Below are 15,582 nucleotides of genomic sequence, written 5' to 3' on the forward strand. Positions count from 1 at the left end.
CATTCATCCACGCGGGGAGGCATGGATGGGCAGGAGCCGCAGAACAATTCCGGAGGAGCTTCTGCTGCTGGCCCTGGACCCGACCACGGGTACCACGGCGCAGCCGCAGTCGCTCGACCTCGGTCTTGCCGGGGCACAGCTAGTAGAGCTGGCCCTGGCCGGACGGATAGCCCCTGACGGGGATCGTATCGCCGTGGTGCTGCCACGGCCGACCGGAGATCCAACCCTGGACTCCGCACTGGAGCTGCTGCGCCGACGCGGCAGCCCGGTTCGGGCCGTCCACTGGATCGGCGGGCCCCGACTGGGGCTGCGCCAGACGTATCTCACGCACCTGGAGCGGTGCGGCATGGTGCATGCCGTGGCGGGCCAGATGTGCGGGGTACTGCCGACGACTCGCTACCAGGCGACGGACACGGCGATCAGCCGGGAGATCAGGGCCCGGCTGGACAGTGCGATCCGTACCGGCGTACCGCCGGACCCGCGGACCGCCGCGCTCGCCGCCCTGGCCCATGCGGTCGGGCTCGGCAAGCACTTGTATCCCGGGAACGAGGGGCGCTCCTCGCGCTCCAGGCTCCGGGATCTGATCAGGCACGACCCGATGGGCGGTCTGGTGGCGCACGCCGTGATGGACGTGCAGAACGGTGTCGCGGCGCAGCCACGGCGCGCACCGGCCCCGGGCCGACAGCCGGGAGCGCGCGCCGCGGAGCCCGCGGCCGGGGTTCCGGCGCAGCCGTCCCGCCGCGGGAGCATGACCCGCGTCGGAGCGCACTGACCCATCACCAGGAGGCCCCCAGGGCGCCTCAGGACGCCGCACAGCATCCGTGAGCGGCTCCGGCACCCGGAGAGCCCCCGAAGCACCACAGCGCACCACCAGCGCGCCACAGGGCACCAAGGGCGCGCGGCAGGGCGCCACAGAGCACCGCAGGGCACTTCTCCAGGGCACCAACCGGGCTCACCAGAGTCCGCAGAACCGATACAGCACCACCGACCGCACCGCAGTCCCCACCGACCCGGTCCGGGAGCCGCTGAAGCGCGGGGTGGTGGGACGGCCGTTCCGGACGACCGGCCGTCCCGCCGCCCCGCGCCCGCGTGCGGCCCCGCGCATGCCGCACGCGCTCCGCACCGCGCACGCGTTCGGTCGCCCTTTGTACGGTCTTTGTCGGGCCATTTCCCAGCGCGGCCGGGTCCGGTAGTGGCAGGCTGCTGAACAGCATGTATCAGCAGTACGAAGCCGGAGGTGCACGTCCCGTGACATCGAACGTCGGCCCCACTGTCCGGCGACGCCGGTTGGGCCAGGAACTGCGCAGGCTCCGCCAGGAGAAGGGCATGACGGCGGAGGAGGTGGCGGAGGAGCTGATGGTCTCCCAGTCGAAGATCAGCCGACTGGAGAACGGGCGTCGCAGCATCAGCCAGCGCGATGTGCGCGACCTCTGCCGTACGTACAAGGTCGAGGACAAGGCCCTGGTCGATTCCCTGATGCAAATGGCGAAGGAGTCGCGCCAGCAGGGCTGGTGGAACGCCTTCGGCGACGTCCCGTACAGCGTCTACATCGGCTTCGAGACGGACGCCGCGTCCCTGCGGGTCTACGAACCCCAGGTGATGCCGGGGCTGTTGCAGACCCCGGAGTACGCCCAGGCCGTCATCACCGGTGCGCTGCCCGAGGTCGCCGCGGACCAGATCGCCCAGCGGGTGCAGGTGCGGCTGCGGCGGCAGGAGCGGATCACCGATCCGCTGTCCCCACTGCGGCTGTGGGCCGTGGTGGACGAGGCCGCGATGCGGCGTGTGGTCGGCGACCACAAGATCATGAGCGATCAGCTGGAGTATCTGGTCCGCATGAGCCACGAGCCGCATGTGACGGTGCAGGCGCTGCCGTTCGGCATGGGCTCGCACCCGGGGATGAGCGGGCAGTTCACCATCCTGGAGTTCTCCGACGAGTCGGATACGAGCGTCGTCTACCTGGAGGGCGTGACGAGCGACCTCTATCTGGAGAAGCTCACCGACGTGCAGAGCTACAGCATGATGTACGAGCATCTGCGGGCCCAGGCGCTGAACGTGGACCAGAGCCGCCAGTTCATCACCGAGGTGGCACAGGAGCACGCGCGTCGGCACGGGGAGGGCTGACGACGCGGGCCGGGAGCGAGCGCGGAGCGTACACCTCCGCACCCCGCCGCGGAAGAGGCCGATGGAATATGCCACCCGGTCGAGTGAATGGCCACCTTTCATGACGATGTTGACGAGTAACGTCGGCTTCGCCTCCAAACGGGGGCGCATCTCGTCAACAAAACGCATCGGAGCAATTGTGTCCATTCAGCAGGGAAAGACGAGCACGTGGGTGAAATCCTCGTACTCCGCAGGAAACGGCGCTTGCGTTGAGGTCGCCTCCCCGGTCGTCGATGAGATCGCCGTGCGCGACTCCAAGGACCCGCAGGGACCGACGCTCAGCTTCGCCCCCGCCTCCTGGTCGGCCTTCGTCGCCGACGTCCACGGCGGAGCCTTCGACCTCGGCTGATCCTGCTGTTCGACCGGCCGCGGCAGCGCGGTCCGGACCCGAAGAACCGCAGTTTCGCACCATCGCCACCGAGCCCTCTCGACCGGCCGCCGTCCCTGCCGAGAGGGCTCGTCGCATTCCCGCTTCCGTGGCTCTCGGCAAAGCCCTCATCGAAGCTCCGCGACATATTGGTCCGTACCGGGAATCGTCGGAATGAACGGCGCGACGAATTCCACCCGGCCCAGTCCGGACCGCTCGACATCCGCGTCGAGCCCTCTCAGATATTCCTCCCAGCATTCGCGCGGATCGCGCTGGAGGAACCACAGCAGGGTCAGCCTGGTGTCCACGCCCTCCACCTGCTTGACGTACGCCATCCGGTCCGACGGCAGCGGAGTCGGCCGGAAGACGGTCACCATCGCGGCGGGCGAACCGGCCAGGCAGCGCGGCAGATGGCGGGTCCGCAGCCAGTCGAGCAGCTCGTCGCGGCGCTCGGGGCTTTCGGCCTCGACGACCTCCAGGACCAGCCCGGCGTAGGGGTGGTCGAGGGCGTGGTGGTCGCGCGGCCCGGCCGCCCCGTCCCGGTAGACGGTCGCCTCGTGGTCGTGGAAGGCCGTCAGGACGTGGGTACGCTCCTGGAACACCCGGCCGTCCCGGTTGAGCCGCTTGTTGATGCCGACCGTCCACCGCATGTGCTCGGTGTAGCGGTCCTCGGTGAGCCAGTAGACGGTGAGGTAGCAGCCCGCGGTGACCGGCTGGGCGACCGCCGACTTCTCCGGGTAGCGCAGGCGCTGGAGGTCGCGGGTGGCGACCCAGCGGCGCCCGGCGTAGATCCACGGCATGGCCATCGCGCCCGCGATGAAGTGGTCGTCCTCGTACCAGCGGTTGTACGCGTACTCATGGCCCGGATGCGGCTCGACCATCGTGATCAGGGCATGCCCCGGGCGTACTCCGCAGGGGCCGACGGAGGCCAGTTCCCCGTACGCCTCGGCGAGTGTGTCCTCCCGCTCGCCGCGTGTGCCCTCGCTCGCGTCGCTCGTCATGCCCATCAGGTGTAGCTGACGCAACGTCAGCTGTGGAGGGGGTGCGGCACAATCGCGCCCCCTCGGATCCGGCGCGAACCGGGTCTGGCCTTATCCGTGCCGTACGCCTAGCCTGACGCCTCGTCAGCCCCGAGGAGGCCCCATGCTGAGCGGCAGAACGGTCATCGTCTCCGGTGTCGGCCCCGGCCTGGGCCAGCGCATCGCCGCCGCCTGCCTGCGCGAGGGCGCCCAGGTGGTCCTCGGGGCGCGCACCGGGGAGCGGCTGGCCGAGACCGCGAAGCAGCTCGACCCGGACGGGGCGCGTACCGCCCACCGGGCCACCGACATCGCCGAAGCGGTCCAGTGCGAGGCGCTGGCCGCGCTCGCCCTGGACCGCTTCGGCCGGATCGACGCCGTCGTCAACGTGGCCGCCCTGGACAGCCACTTCGGCGGCCTGGAGGACGCCGACTTCGCGTCCTGGGGGCGCGTGGTGGACGTCAACCTGTTCGGGACGCTGCGGATGACCCGGGCCTGCCTCCCCGCGCTCAAGCGGAACGGCGGCGCGGTGGTGCTCATCGGTACGCAGTCGTCGGTCGCCGCGCCCAGCGAGGTGCGGCAGGCCGCGTACGCGGCATCCAAGGGGGCGCTCACCTCGGCGATGTACTCGCTGGCGCGCGAGCTGGGCCCGCACCGGATCCGGGTCAACACCGTGCAGCCCGGCTGGATGTGGGGGCCGCCGGTGCGGGCGTACGTCCAGTTCGCCGCGCATTCGGAAGGCGTACCCGAGACCGAGATCGAGCAGCGGCTCGCGGACCGGATGGCGCTGCCCGACCTGGCGACGGACGGCGATGTGGCGGAGGCCGTGGTGTTCCTGGCCTCCGACCGGGCCCGGGCGATCACCGGGCAGTCGCTGCTGGTGAACGCCGGTGAACTGATGCGGTAGCGCGACTCCTGTCCGGCCTTTCGGGATCCCGCTCCCGTACCGACCCATCGATGCGCGGGCGTGCGTCTGACGAAGTGCCCGCTCATCGTGGATTCGGGGACGCGTGCACGACAACGGCCCGTCAGGTCAAGAAATCGTAAAACCGTTCTTCTCTCTGATTTGTGTTCACACTCGTGACCTGTCGAACCCTTGACCGACCACCCGGACAAGCGGTTCAATCCCGGAAGTACCCCGCTCCCGCTCGGGGGAACCGCCCAAGAGGAACGTCGCGGCGAAGTGCGCTCCCGTTCACAAGGCGGACCCCTGGGAGGGGACATGAACAGTCTCGACTGGGCTGTGCTCATCGGCTATTTCGGCGTCATGGTCGGCATCGGCGTCTGGTCCCACAAGCGTGTGGACAACGTCAGCGACTTCTTCACCGCCGGCGGCAAGATGCCCTGGTGGCTGTCGGGCATCTCGCACCACATGTCCGGCTACAGCGCGGTGATGTTCACGGGTTACGCGGCCATCGCCTACCAATACGGCATCACCTCTTATGTCACCTGGTCCTTCCCCATCGCCATCGGCATCGCGATCGGCGCGAGCCTCTTCGCGCCGCGGCTCAACCGGGTGCGCAGCAAGCTCGGGGTCGCCTCACCCCTCGAATACCTGAAGAACCGTTACAACCTGCCCACCCAGCAGGCGCTGGCCTGGTCCGGGGTGTTACTGAAGATCGTCGACGTGGGCGCCAAGTGGGCCGCCATCGCCACCCTGCTCTCCATCTTCACCGGCGTCTCGCTCAACCAGGGCATCCTGATCACCGGCGCGGTCACCGCCGTCTACTGCACCGTCGGCGGGCTGTGGGCCGACGCGCTCACCGAACTCGGCCAGTTCGTCATCCAGTTCGTGGCGGGCATCGCGATGCTGATCGCCGTGCTCAACGAGCTGGACGGCTTCAGCACCTTCTGGACCGTCTGGGACGACCTGCCCGACAGCCACGCCGAGCCGACCGTCGGCCCGTACACGCTGATCTTCCTGCTCTCCTACCTCTTCATCAAGACGTTCGAGTACAACGGCGGCATGTGGAACCAGGCGCAGCGCTACATGGCCACCGACAGCGCCCACTCCGCCAAGCGCTCGGCCCGGCTGTCGGCCGTTCTGTGGTTCGTCTGGCCGCTGGTGCTGTTCTTCCCGATGTGGGTCGCGCCGCTGATCATCAAGACGGACAAGCCCGCCGACTCGTACGCCGAGATGGCCGAACACCTGCTGCCGCACGGTCTGCTGGGCCTCGTCATCGTCGGCTTCTTCTCGCACACCATGGCGATGTGCTCCTCGGACGCCAACGCGATCGCCGCCGTGGTGACCCGCGACATCATGCCCGCGATCTTCAAGTCCGTACGGCAGTGGAGCACCCGCACCGGGCTGCTCGCCGCCCGCTACACCACACTGCTCTTCCTCGCCCTGTCCATGGGCATCGCCACCCAGGTGAACTCGGACTTCTTCGGTGACATCATCACCGTCGTCATCAAATGGGTCGCCGGTCTGATGGGTCCGATCGCGATCCCGCTGATGCTCGGCATGCTGCGGGCCTTCCGCAAGTCCGGGCCCACGGCGGCGCTCACCAGCTGGGCGCTCGGCCTGATCGCCTTCTACCTGGTCAACTACCCGATCAACGACGCGGTCGAGGGCGGCGTCAACCTGGAGTACCAGGTCGCCGTCCCGCTCGCGGTCTCGCTCGTGCTCTTCATCGTCATCGGCTATGTGAAGCCGGAGGACACCCCGGAGCGCGACGCCATCCTCGCCTCGCTCAACTCGGATGACGACGGGCCGGGTTCGGCGGGTGCCGCGCGGTCGGTTCCGGCGTCGGACGCGACCGGGCGCAAGACAGTGGCGGGCGCGTCCGACTGACGCCCGCCGCCCCCGCGCAGCGCTCACGGGCCCCGGTCACCCTCGCTCCTTCGGTGGCCGGGGCCCTGACGTGCGGTTTTACGGCACGCACAGGCAACCCGCACCCCTCCACGGGCCATCATCCGGAACGTACTATCGTCGGCCGCCTGTGCCGTTTGCCGCCCTCATGCACCTCTGGAGCGACCCCCGTGACCGCGACACAGATGATCACCCGGCGTCCCACGCTGTGCGCGGCGGTGTTCTGCCTGGTGTCCTTCACAGGCTTCTGGATCGCCCAGCGCGCCGCCCAGGTGTCCATGGCCGATCTGCTGGTCTACCAGGCCGAGGGCTGGACCGTACGCAACGCGGCTGACCTGTACGACATGCGGGCGACCGCGCACCATCTGCCCAATACCTATCCGCCGTTCGCGGCCATGCTGTTCACCCCGCTGACCGTCATGGGCACGGGCGTCCTGCGCACCTTCGGCACCGCCGTCAACCTGGTCCTGATGGTCGCCCTGGCCCATCTGTCGCTGCGGCTCGTCGGCCGCCCGCGCCGGGCGCCGCGCGCCGCCGCCGTGCTGGCCCTGGCCGGGGTCGCGGTGTGGTGCGAACCGGTGTGGACGACCCTGCGCTACGGCCAGATCAACCTGGCTGTCGCGGTGCTGGTGCTGTGGGACCTGACCCGCCGGGGCGGCCACCAGTGGGCCGGGGTCGGCACCGGCATCGCGACCGGGATCAAGCTCACCCCCGGGCTCTTCATCGCCTTCCTCGCGGCCGCCGGGCTGATCGGCGCCATCCGGCGCCTGCGGTCCGGTCACGGTTTCGGGAGCGACCATCTGCGGCGGGCGGGCGTCGCCACGGCCGCCTTCGCCTGGACGGTCTGCCTGGCGGCGCTGGCCCTGCCGTACGACTCGCACCGCTTCTGGACCCAGGTGCTGTTCGCCACCGACCGGCCCGGCGACGTCGAGGGCTCCGGCAACCAGAATCTGCGCGGCGCCCTCGCCCGCCTCCTGCACACCCCCGACCCCGGCCCGTGGTGGCTAGCCGCCGCCGCGCTGATCGGCTGCGTCGGCCTGGCCACCGCCGTCGCCGCCCAGCTCGCCGACGAACGCGCCCTGCCGCACGCCCGCGCGTGGGCCACCCTCAGCTGCGCCGTCACCGCCCTCATGATCAGCCCGGTCTCCTGGTCCCACCACTGGGTGTGGGCGGTCCCGATGGTGCTGCTGCTCGCCGTCGAGACGGTCCGCCGCGCCTCCCGGGCCTGGGCGGGATGGACGGCGCTCACCTGGCTGCTCTTCTGCTCCTTCATGATCTGGTACGCCCCGCACAGCGTGAAACAGCGCGTCGAGCTGCACCAGACCCCGCCCCAGATGCTGATGACGGCCGTCTACCCGATCATCGGCACCGCCTTCCTGGCGACGGCGGCCTATGTCACCTGGCGCGCCCTGCGCGATGCCCCGGCTCGGCCCGCGGCGCCGGATCGTCCCGAATCGCGGACCGTATCGCGGACGCTCACGCGCGCGGGTAGCGGCTGAGCCAGGCGGGGGCCGAGTTCTCGGGGCCGTGCAGGGCGGGGCCCTGGGTCATCTCCATCGCGAAGTCGTCCGCCAGTTCCAGGATCGTGCCGCGCCCCTCCACCTCGGCGAGCCACGCGGGCGGCAGTGCCGTCTCGCCGTGCAGCACGCCCAGCAGATTGCCGCAGATCGCCGCCGTGGAGTCGCTGTCCCCGCCGTGGTTGACGGCCAGCAGCAGACCGTGCCGCACGTCCTCGGCGACCAGGGCGCAGTACAGCCCCATGGCCAGCGCCTCCTCGCCGGTCCAGCCCTCGCCGAGGGATTCGACGCGCTCGGGCGTCGGCAGCCCCTGGCGTACGGCGCCCAGCGCCCGCCGCAGCGCGTCCGTGGTCTCCTCGTGGCCGGGGCGGCCCGCCAGATGGGCCAGGGTGCGCTGGACGGCGCCGTCCAGCGCCTCCCCGCGCGCCAGCCCGTGCACGATGAGGGCGAACGCGCCGGCCGCCAGATAGCCCGTGGGGTGGCCGTGGGTCTGCGCCGCGCACTCGATGGCCAGCTGGAACACCAGCTGCGGCTCCCAGCCCACCAGCAGCCCGAACGGCGCGGAGCGCATCACGGCACCGCAGCCCTTGGAGTCCGGGTTCTTGGGCGCCTCCAGGGTGCCCATGGTCGCGTCCCCGAGCCCCGTCAGGCACGCCCGCCCGGGCGCGCGCTGCGCGTACAGCCACTCCTCCCTGGCCAGCCACCCGTCGCTCTCGCGGCGCTCGTCGGGGCCCCAGTCGCGCTGGGTGGCGTACCAGCGGCGGTGCGCGGCGTGGATGTCGGTGGGCGGATGCCAGGCGCCGGTGTCGCGGCGCACCTGGGCACGTATCAGGCCGTCCACGGTGAACAGCGTCATCTGGGTGTCGTCGGTGACCGCGCCGCGCCGCCCGTACGCGGGCACGAAGTCCGTCACGCCCTGCGTGCCGTGGTCCGCCCGGATGTCGGCCAGCGAGGAGAACTCCACGGCCGCCCCCAGGGCGTCCCCGATCGCCCCGCCGAGCAGACAGCCCCGTACCCGGCTGCGGAAGTCCTGCTGTTCGGCGCGGCCCCATACGCCGGTCGCTGCGCTGACGGTTGCGGTCACGACCTTTCCCCTCTTCTTCGATATGTGTATGGCCCTGGAGTGTCTTTGAACTGTAATGGACACTCTTTGATCGAATCCGGGTGCCGTCAATGGGGCAGCGAATGGTGAAGGCGTCATCACGGATAGTGCGACGGACCTCCTCATTCCGAAATGACGCACCGGATAACGGACAGCGCACAACGCGCAGCGGCGTTCCCATCGCGCGGCAGATCTTACGGGGAAGCCCGGCATTCCCGAGACGGCGGAATGGGACGCGCCGCCCGCACGGATGAGGGCCCCGACCGCCGTGCGGTCGGGGCCCTCATCCGTGCGGGCGCGTCGATCCCGGTCAGGCAGGTTCCGGGGAGCCGAGCAGCGCGGACGCGGCCTCAAGTGGCGTATGGCCCGCGTCGGGTGTGGATACGGGAAGGGAACGGCAGGTGAAACCGAGACGGGTCAGTGCTCGGGTGACCTCGTCGGCGGTGAAGTCACGGCGGTCCTGACGGGTGATGACCGCGCCCACTTGCTTGACGGGGTATTGACGGCGGCCGATGAGCACGGAGTCTCCCGTGACGGTTTCGGGTTTGATACCTGCCATCGCTTGCTCGACCTCACTCTTGATCAGATCGAAGGGGAAGCGGGCGATAACACAGCGCATAATGCCTCAACAGGGTCGAAGAGAGGCCGAAATCGGATGACCGGCCGGAGAGATCAGCGGGGCGAGGGCGAGGACTCCCAGGGCGTAACCGTCCTCGTCGACCACCGGTGAAGCCCGCAGCGCGCGCTCGCGCATCCTGCGTTCCGCTTCACCCACAGCCGTCACGGGCGAGGTGAAGGGCCCCCGGTCGTGCGGGATGTCCCGCAACCGGGTTTCCTCGGTGTACCAGGAGGCGCCGCGGTGGGCGCTCAGCTGGGCACGGGCCACCAGTCCGGCACACCGGCCGTCCTCGTCACGGACGAGGAGATGGTCGGCGCGGGCGCCCGCCAGGACCGACAGGGCCACGTCGACGAACATGTCGTCTCCGGCCTGCGGCCCGGGCGGGCTCATGGCGTCATCGGCTGTCCTGGGGGAACAGCTCGTCGGGCGGGGGTGCGGGTGAACCATCGTCAAGGAGAGCCTCCGTGCTGTGGTGGTCCGACGAGCCGTAACCGAGCGTCAGCGTCCGGTCCGGGGCTTACGCGGCCGAGCCGAGGGTGGACCGCCGCGGCGAGGCCCCCGACCCCGTCCGGGTCGATCCGGCGGCGCGGCGGGCCCGGGCCGGTCGGCTACGCCGTCCCCGCGAGGACGAGCCGCCGCGCTTGGCGCGTTCGACGACCGGCGTGGCGATGGTGACGGGGATGCCGGAGGGGGCCTGGGCGCCGGTGATGCGGCTCAGTTCCGCTTCGCCGGAGCGGACCTTGGTGCTGTGCGGGGTGATGCCGGCCGTGCTCATGAGCCGGGCCATGTCGCGGCGCTGGCCCGGCAGGACGAGGGTGACGACCCTGCCGGACTCGCCGGCCCGGGCGGTGCGGCCACCGCGGTGCAGGTAGTCCTTGTGGTCGCTGGGCGGGTCCACGTTGACGACGAGGTCGAGGTTGTCCACGTGAATGCCGCGGGCCGCGACGTTGGTGGCCACCAGTACCGTCACGTCGCCGGTCTTGAACTGGGCGAGCGTGCGGGTGCGCTGGGGCTGGGACTTGCCGCCGTGCAGGGCGGCGGCGCGGACGCCGCTGTTCAGCAGGTGCTGGGTGAGCCTGTCCACCGCGTGCTTGGTGTCGAGGAACATGATCACCCGGCCGTCGCGGGCGGCGATCTCCGTGGTGGTGGCGTGCTTGTCGGCGCTGTCGACGTGCAGCAGGTGGTGTTCCATCGTGGTGACGGCGCCCGCCGAGGGATCGACGGAGTGGACCACCGGGTCGGCCAGGTAGCGCCGGACCAGAAGGTCGACGTTGCGGTCCAGAGTGGCCGAGAAGAGCATCCGCTGCCCTTCGGGCCGGACCTGGTTCAGCAGCGCGGTGACCTGAGGCATGAAGCCCATGTCGGCCATCTGGTCCGCCTCGTCCAGCACGGTGACGCCGACCTGGTCCAGATGGCAGTCACCACGGTCGATGAGGTCCTTCAGCCGCCCGGGGGTCGCGACGACGACTTCGGCTCCGCCGCGCAGAGCGCTGATCTGCCGGCCGATCGCCATACCGCCGACGACGGTGGCCAGCCGCAGCTTCAGCGACCGGGCGTAGGGGGCGAGCGCGTCAGTGACCTGCTGGGCCAGCTCCCGGGTGGGAACCAGGACCAGCCCCAGGGGCCGGCGGGGCTCGGCGCGCCGTCCGGCGGTACGGGCCAGCAGGGCCAGGCCGAAGGCGAGGGTCTTGCCCGAGCCGGTACGTCCACGGCCCAGGACGTCGCGGCCCGCGAGGGAGTTCGGCAGCGTGGCGCCCTGGATCGGGAACGGCACGGCCATGCCTTCCGCGGTCAGGGCCGCCAGCAGCGCGGGCGGCATGTCCAGTTCGGCGAAGGTCTCGGCCGGAGGCAGAGCGGGGGTGCGCGTGACGGGCAGGGCGAACTCTCCCTGCGGCGCGGCGGGACGACGGCCGTTCCCACCGGAGCGGGGGCGGACGGAACGATTGTTCGTTCGGGCAGTGCGTTTCATGCGGCCTTCCTCGATGCGGCACGTCGAGGAATTCTCGGCAGCAGTGAGCCGCGCAGAAAAGAATCGCAAGAACGAACCGAATAGGTAAACGAAACGAAGCGGGGCGGAAGAGGTGCGCCCATCGCTTCGAAAGATGATCGACATACACCGGCAAGTCGGACGCTCGAGATGCCGGATCGTCGGGGAAAACGAGTGGGGCCCGCACCCAAGGTGCGGGCCCCAGCGTCGCTGTACGCGTCAGCGTCAGGCGGGAACGATGTTCTCGGCCTGCGGGCCCTTCTGGCCCTGCGTGAGGTCGAAGTTCACCTTCTGGCCCTCCTGCAGCTCACGGAAGCCCTGGGCGGCGATGTTCGAGTAGTGGGCGAAGACGTCGGGGCCGCCGCCGTCCTGCTCGATGAAGCCGAAGCCCTTTTCCGAGTTGAACCACTTCACGGTGCCAGTAGTCATGCTATATCTCCTTCGGGCGCAGTGCCCGGAGCCCACACTTTGCGGACCCCGCGTCGCCGCGATGATCACCCCTCCGGAAATGCACCGGAAATACAAAAGCATTCCCGCCGTGTACGACGGCGAGGACACTTGAAGTCTGGGAACCACAACTGCAACTGACAACGACGGTAGCACGGCACGCCGGGTCCTGCACGATAATTGACAGTCAAGCTCGGCAAGGCAAAAACTCCCCACCAATTCAGAGGCTGTTTCTGCAGTCGCGGCATTACATATTGGGCATCGGCGGGGAGAACGCCGCCGAGGGCCGACGGGCCGCCGGGAAGACGGCCGCACGGTGGACAGCGGCGGTGACGACCGAGGCCCCGCCACCGCACCCTCACCTCCACCGCCCCGGCCCATGGGGTCGGGCCCCTGGGCCTGTTGCGGCAGTAGAGGTAAATCTGCACCGGCCGCAGTAGACATGCGGCGCTCTTGTAGCTAGTGTTTCTCGCGTAGCCAACGACGTCAGTCAGGCGCGGCAGAGACGAACTGCCGCGAGCAGAACACCGCACGACAGCGGAGTGGCGCGGCCGGGAAGTGCAGGAAGGTCCCGCCACTGGCTGCCGGGCCGGGTGGCCCCAGGGCCACCACGCATGACGCACGACAGCAGTTCCAGCAAGAGCAGCGAGAGAAAAGGAGAGGAGGAGACGCCATCAGGATCGCCCGGGCACGGACCTGGTCCGCTCGGGTACCGCAGGCCCCGGATTGGAAGGTGGTCCCCGGTCACGCAGCCGCGATCCCCGCGCCTCGCCCCCAGGGCAGGCAGCGGAAACAGAAGGCCGGTGCACAGCGCCGGTAGATGGTGTTGAACCCTCGGGGCCCTGGTGCCAAATGGCACCAGGGCCCCTCGACGCGTCCCACAGAGAGGTGCAATGAATTCGAAGCCCCGAGAGCGAGCCACCGACAAATTCGATGACGACGATTACCCCGCGTACACCATGGGCCGCGCAGCGGAGATGATCGGCGCCACACCCGCCTTCCTGCGGGCCGTCGGCGAGGCCCGCCTCATCGTCCCCCTGCGCTCCGAGGGGGGCCATCGCCGCTACTCCCGCTACCAGCTGCGCATCGCGGCACGCGTTCGCGAACTCGTCGACCAGGGCACTCCGATCGACGCCGCCTGCCGCATCGTCATCCTCGAAGACCAGCTGGAAGAGGCCCAGCGGCTCAACGCAGAGCTGCGGGAGCCCGCAGCCGATGCGAACCAGCCCGACGCTTCCTGACGCCCAGTTCGGCGAGGGGCGCACGCGGGGCCGCGAGCCGGGCGCGGGCGGCCCGTCCCTGGCCCCGTCTCTCGGCCGTAGCCAGCGCCTCCCCGCACGACGACTTCAACGGCGGCGGCAGGTCGGACGCGGCCATCGGTGCCAAGGGCGAGGAGGTCACCCCCGGCGTCGAGGAGGACGGCGCGGTGCGGGTGCTGCGCGGCTCGGCGGGCGGCGCATCACCCCGAGCAGACGAAGATCCCGCAACGACTCGTCACCGCGAACGCGCCCTTGGTGTCGATCTCGTCCCGCACCAGCCGCTCCGCGCGCCGCAACACCTCCCCCGCGTCACCGCCCCTGCCGCCCGCCCAGGTCTCATACGACCCCATGTGCGCCATGACGGGCCCCGGCTCCCGGACCGTGATCGTCCCCGTCAGCTCGATGACCCGCACCTCGGTGAAGGCCGCCCCCAGCAGCGCGGGCGCCTCCTCCAGCGTGAACCGCCCGCTGAACGACGGCCGCTCCTCCCCCGCCGCGCGCCGCCACACCTCCGCGATCTCCGCCTTGTCCCGGCCGCCGTTCGTCGACACCAGCGCCACACCGCCGGGCGCCAGCACCCGCCGCAGCTCCCGGATCGCCCGCGGGATGTCCGGCACGTGGTACAGCATGTGCATCGCCAGCACCGCCCCACAGCTCCCGTCCGCCAGCGGCAGCGCCTGCGCGTCCGCCACCGCCGCCCGCCCCACGGCCCCGGCCAGCATCCCCGGCGACAGATCCAGCGACAGCACCCCCAACTCCGGCCGTTCCGCCCGCACCCGCGCCCCGTACACCCCGTTCCCGCACCCCACGTCCACCACCGGCCCGCGTACACCGCCCAGTTGGGCCACCGCGATGCCCGGCAGATCGTGCCGCGGCTCCTGATGCGCGTACAGCGCCTGCCGCGCGGCGAGGTGGCGGTCGTCCCGGTACTCCCGCTCGGTCAGAACCCTGCGATCGAACACGGCGCGCCGCCTCTCCGCCCCCGGGGAGCCTCGATGGACCGCCCAGTCTCACAGCCCGCGGACGCTCGCGGCAGGGGGCCCGGCCGGGGTAGCGTCCCCTCATGGGAATCGGGGAATTGCGCTGCGGCGTATGCGGATCGAACCGGCTGAGCCCGGTCGGACAACTCCGGACGCTCGAGGGCCAGAACGACCGCCTGCGCCTCAAGTTCCCCCGCCCGCGCCTCTACAAGCTCCGCCCGGCGTTCGACGTCGACTTCGCCCGCGCCTGCCTGGACTGCGGCGCCGTGCTGCCGTTCCTCAGCAACGTGGACCTCAAGCAGCTCAATGAGGACGCGGACAAGATGTCCGGCTACGACATGTGAAGCGCCGCCCGCAGGTCGGCGAGGGGCGTGCGAAGGGCCGCGACCCGGTCGCGGTCGGCGCCCGGGGCTTCAGCGAGGTCGTCCAGAGCACGTACGACGTGGTCCACGACCTCCCAGTACGGCCGGGCCGCGGGTAACTCCGCGAGAAACCGCCCGGCCCCGGCCCAGTCACCGAGGGCGGCTCGGCTGATGATCGATCCGGCCGCCCGGGTCTGCGGGTCCCGCTCATCGCCATGCTCGGCCAGCAGCTCTTCGAAGGTGGTCCACCGCTCCCGCGCCTCGGGGAGACCGGTGGTTCGGCTCACCAGCATGGCGTGTTCGAAGGCGATGTCGAGGTCGTCGGGGTCGGCAGCCATCGCCCGTTCGATGTCCTCGGCTGCCGTGGCGTACCGGCCCGCCCGCCGGTGGCACCTGGCCCTGACCTCCAACGTGAACAGATCGTCGGGGTCGAGCCGGACAGCCTGGTCCAAGTCGTCGAGAGCAGCCGCGTCAACATCCAGGCGCAGACGCAGGTCGCCTCGGTGCGCCAGAACCCAGGCATCGTCGGGAGCGGCGGCGACAGCAACGTCGAAATCCGCCAGCGCTTCAGCGTGTCGGCCGATGTGCTCATAGGTCCGCCCCCGCTGGACCAGCGCGAACACATACGAAGGATTGATCCCGATGGCACGGCCGAAGTCTTCCAGCGCTTCCTCGAAACAGCCCATCATCCGGTATACCTCACCACGCTCGGCGAGCGCTTCCTGATCGTCCAGCTGAGTCGCAAGGTGACGGTCGATCGCAGTAATCGCCTCCTCCCTGCGCTTCAGGCTGCGGAGGGCCTGAACCAGACCGAACCATGCGTAATGGGCAACGAGTTCGATGGCCCGTTCGAAGTCGGCGAGCGCCTCCTCGTCCCCCCCATCTTCCGTGCCTCCATGGCGTGTTCGACGGCGGCGGCCATCTTCTGGAGCTGCTCGATCCGGCTGGTCAGCA

16 protein-coding genes and 2 pseudogenes are annotated in these 15,582 nt (G+C 70.2%); 8 read left to right on the forward strand and 10 right to left on the reverse strand.

What is annotated here, in order from left to right:
* Positions 1–25 precede the first annotated feature (25 nt).
* From ACH4TL_RS05260 to ACH4TL_RS05270, 3 genes are all read left to right on the forward strand, one after another.
* Positions 26–772, forward strand: a complete 747-nt coding sequence (locus ACH4TL_RS05260; protein ID WP_398311875.1) for a GPP34 family phosphoprotein — start codon at positions 26–28, stop codon at positions 770–772.
* A gap of 476 nt (positions 773–1,248) precedes the next feature.
* Positions 1,249–2,121, forward strand: coding sequence for a helix-turn-helix domain-containing protein (locus tag ACH4TL_RS05265; protein ID WP_398311873.1), 873 nt, complete (start codon positions 1,249–1,251; stop codon positions 2,119–2,121).
* A 178-nt stretch (positions 2,122–2,299) separates the two neighbouring features.
* Positions 2,300–2,509 (forward strand): DUF397 domain-containing protein, encoded by a 210-nt coding sequence (locus ACH4TL_RS05270; RefSeq protein ID WP_009715701.1) that lies wholly within the window; start codon positions 2,300–2,302, stop codon positions 2,507–2,509.
* Positions 2,510–2,655: 146 nt separating this feature from the next.
* Here ACH4TL_RS05270 and ACH4TL_RS05275 read toward each other — a convergent pair whose 3' ends face one another.
* Positions 2,656–3,534: a hypothetical protein gene (locus tag ACH4TL_RS05275; RefSeq protein WP_398311870.1), complete on the reverse strand. Its 879-nt coding sequence runs from the start codon at positions 3,532–3,534 to the stop codon at positions 2,656–2,658.
* 136 nt (positions 3,535–3,670) lie between these two features.
* Here ACH4TL_RS05275 and ACH4TL_RS05280 point away from each other — a divergent pair, with 136 nt between their 5' ends.
* The 3 genes from ACH4TL_RS05280 to ACH4TL_RS05290 all read left to right on the forward strand — a co-directional run bounded on the left by ACH4TL_RS05280 (position 3,671) and on the right by ACH4TL_RS05290 (position 7,854).
* Positions 3,671–4,450, forward strand: coding sequence for an SDR family oxidoreductase (locus ACH4TL_RS05280; protein WP_398311867.1), 780 nt, complete (start codon positions 3,671–3,673; stop codon positions 4,448–4,450).
* Between the two features lie 315 nt (positions 4,451–4,765).
* The gene (locus ACH4TL_RS05285) at positions 4,766–6,337 is read left to right on the forward strand and encodes a sodium:solute symporter family protein (protein ID WP_398311864.1); all 1,572 of its coding nucleotides are present in this window, start codon (positions 4,766–4,768) and stop codon (positions 6,335–6,337) included.
* Between the two features lie 188 nt (positions 6,338–6,525).
* A complete protein-coding gene (locus ACH4TL_RS05290; RefSeq protein ID WP_398311861.1) occupies positions 6,526–7,854 on the forward strand; it encodes a glycosyltransferase 87 family protein in 1,329 nt (442 codons plus the stop codon).
* Here ACH4TL_RS05290 and ACH4TL_RS05295 read toward each other — a convergent pair.
* The 5 genes from ACH4TL_RS05295 to ACH4TL_RS05315 all read right to left on the reverse strand — a co-directional run bounded on the left by ACH4TL_RS05295 (position 7,832) and on the right by ACH4TL_RS05315 (position 12,009).
* Positions 7,832–8,956 carry an ADP-ribosylglycohydrolase family protein gene (locus ACH4TL_RS05295; protein WP_398311858.1) on the reverse strand — a complete coding sequence of 375 codons (1,125 nt, stop codon included), beginning with the start codon at positions 8,954–8,956 and terminating at the stop codon, positions 7,832–7,834. The genes ACH4TL_RS05290 and ACH4TL_RS05295 overlap by 23 nt on opposite strands.
* 328 nt (positions 8,957–9,284) lie before the next feature.
* Positions 9,285–9,593, reverse strand: coding sequence for an SCO5918 family protein (locus tag ACH4TL_RS05300; RefSeq protein WP_361485296.1), 309 nt, complete (start codon positions 9,591–9,593; stop codon positions 9,285–9,287).
* A 6-nt stretch (positions 9,594–9,599) separates the two neighbouring features.
* Positions 9,600–9,983: a CBS domain-containing protein gene (locus tag ACH4TL_RS05305; protein ID WP_398311849.1), complete on the reverse strand. Its 384-nt coding sequence runs from the start codon at positions 9,981–9,983 to the stop codon at positions 9,600–9,602.
* A 127-nt stretch (positions 9,984–10,110) separates the two neighbouring features.
* Positions 10,111–11,562 (reverse strand): DEAD/DEAH box helicase, encoded by a 1,452-nt coding sequence (locus tag ACH4TL_RS05310; RefSeq protein ID WP_398311846.1) that lies wholly within the window; start codon positions 11,560–11,562, stop codon positions 10,111–10,113.
* 243 nt (positions 11,563–11,805) lie between these two features.
* Positions 11,806–12,009 carry a cold-shock protein gene (locus tag ACH4TL_RS05315; RefSeq protein ID WP_055557837.1) on the reverse strand — a complete coding sequence of 68 codons (204 nt, stop codon included), beginning with the start codon at positions 12,007–12,009 and terminating at the stop codon, positions 11,806–11,808.
* Between the two features lie 911 nt (positions 12,010–12,920).
* Here ACH4TL_RS05315 and ACH4TL_RS05320 point away from each other — a divergent pair.
* Positions 12,921–13,268: a MerR family transcriptional regulator gene (locus tag ACH4TL_RS05320; protein ID WP_398311842.1), complete on the forward strand. Its 348-nt coding sequence runs from the start codon at positions 12,921–12,923 to the stop codon at positions 13,266–13,268.
* Between the two features lie 218 nt (positions 13,269–13,486).
* Here ACH4TL_RS05320 and ACH4TL_RS05325 read toward each other — a convergent pair whose 3' ends face one another.
* On the reverse strand, positions 13,487–14,248 hold the full coding sequence (locus tag ACH4TL_RS05325) for a class I SAM-dependent methyltransferase (RefSeq protein ID WP_398311839.1): 762 nt from the start codon (positions 14,246–14,248) through the stop codon (positions 13,487–13,489).
* A gap of 101 nt (positions 14,249–14,349) precedes the next feature.
* Between ACH4TL_RS05325 and ACH4TL_RS05330 the strand changes: the two genes are divergently transcribed.
* Positions 14,350–14,610 carry a hypothetical protein gene (locus ACH4TL_RS05330; protein ID WP_398311836.1) on the forward strand — a complete coding sequence of 87 codons (261 nt, stop codon included), beginning with the start codon at positions 14,350–14,352 and terminating at the stop codon, positions 14,608–14,610.
* On the opposite strand, the gene ACH4TL_RS05335 is transcribed toward ACH4TL_RS05330, so the two are convergent.
* The 3 genes and pseudogenes from ACH4TL_RS05335 to ACH4TL_RS05345 all read right to left on the reverse strand — a co-directional run.
* Positions 14,598–14,966, reverse strand: coding sequence for a hypothetical protein (locus ACH4TL_RS05335; protein ID WP_398425161.1), 369 nt, complete (start codon positions 14,964–14,966; stop codon positions 14,598–14,600). The genes ACH4TL_RS05330 and ACH4TL_RS05335 overlap by 13 nt on opposite strands.
* A gap of 39 nt (positions 14,967–15,005) precedes the next feature.
* Positions 15,006–15,470: pseudogene (locus ACH4TL_RS05340) on the reverse strand (tetratricopeptide repeat protein); the annotation flags it as partial.
* A 35-nt stretch (positions 15,471–15,505) separates the two neighbouring features.
* Positions 15,506–15,582: pseudogene (locus ACH4TL_RS05345) on the reverse strand (MerR family transcriptional regulator); the annotation flags it as partial.

Source organism: Streptomyces sp. NPDC021115 (genome assembly GCF_044333065.1).
GTDB lineage: Bacteria > Actinomycetota > Actinomycetes > Streptomycetales > Streptomycetaceae > Streptomyces.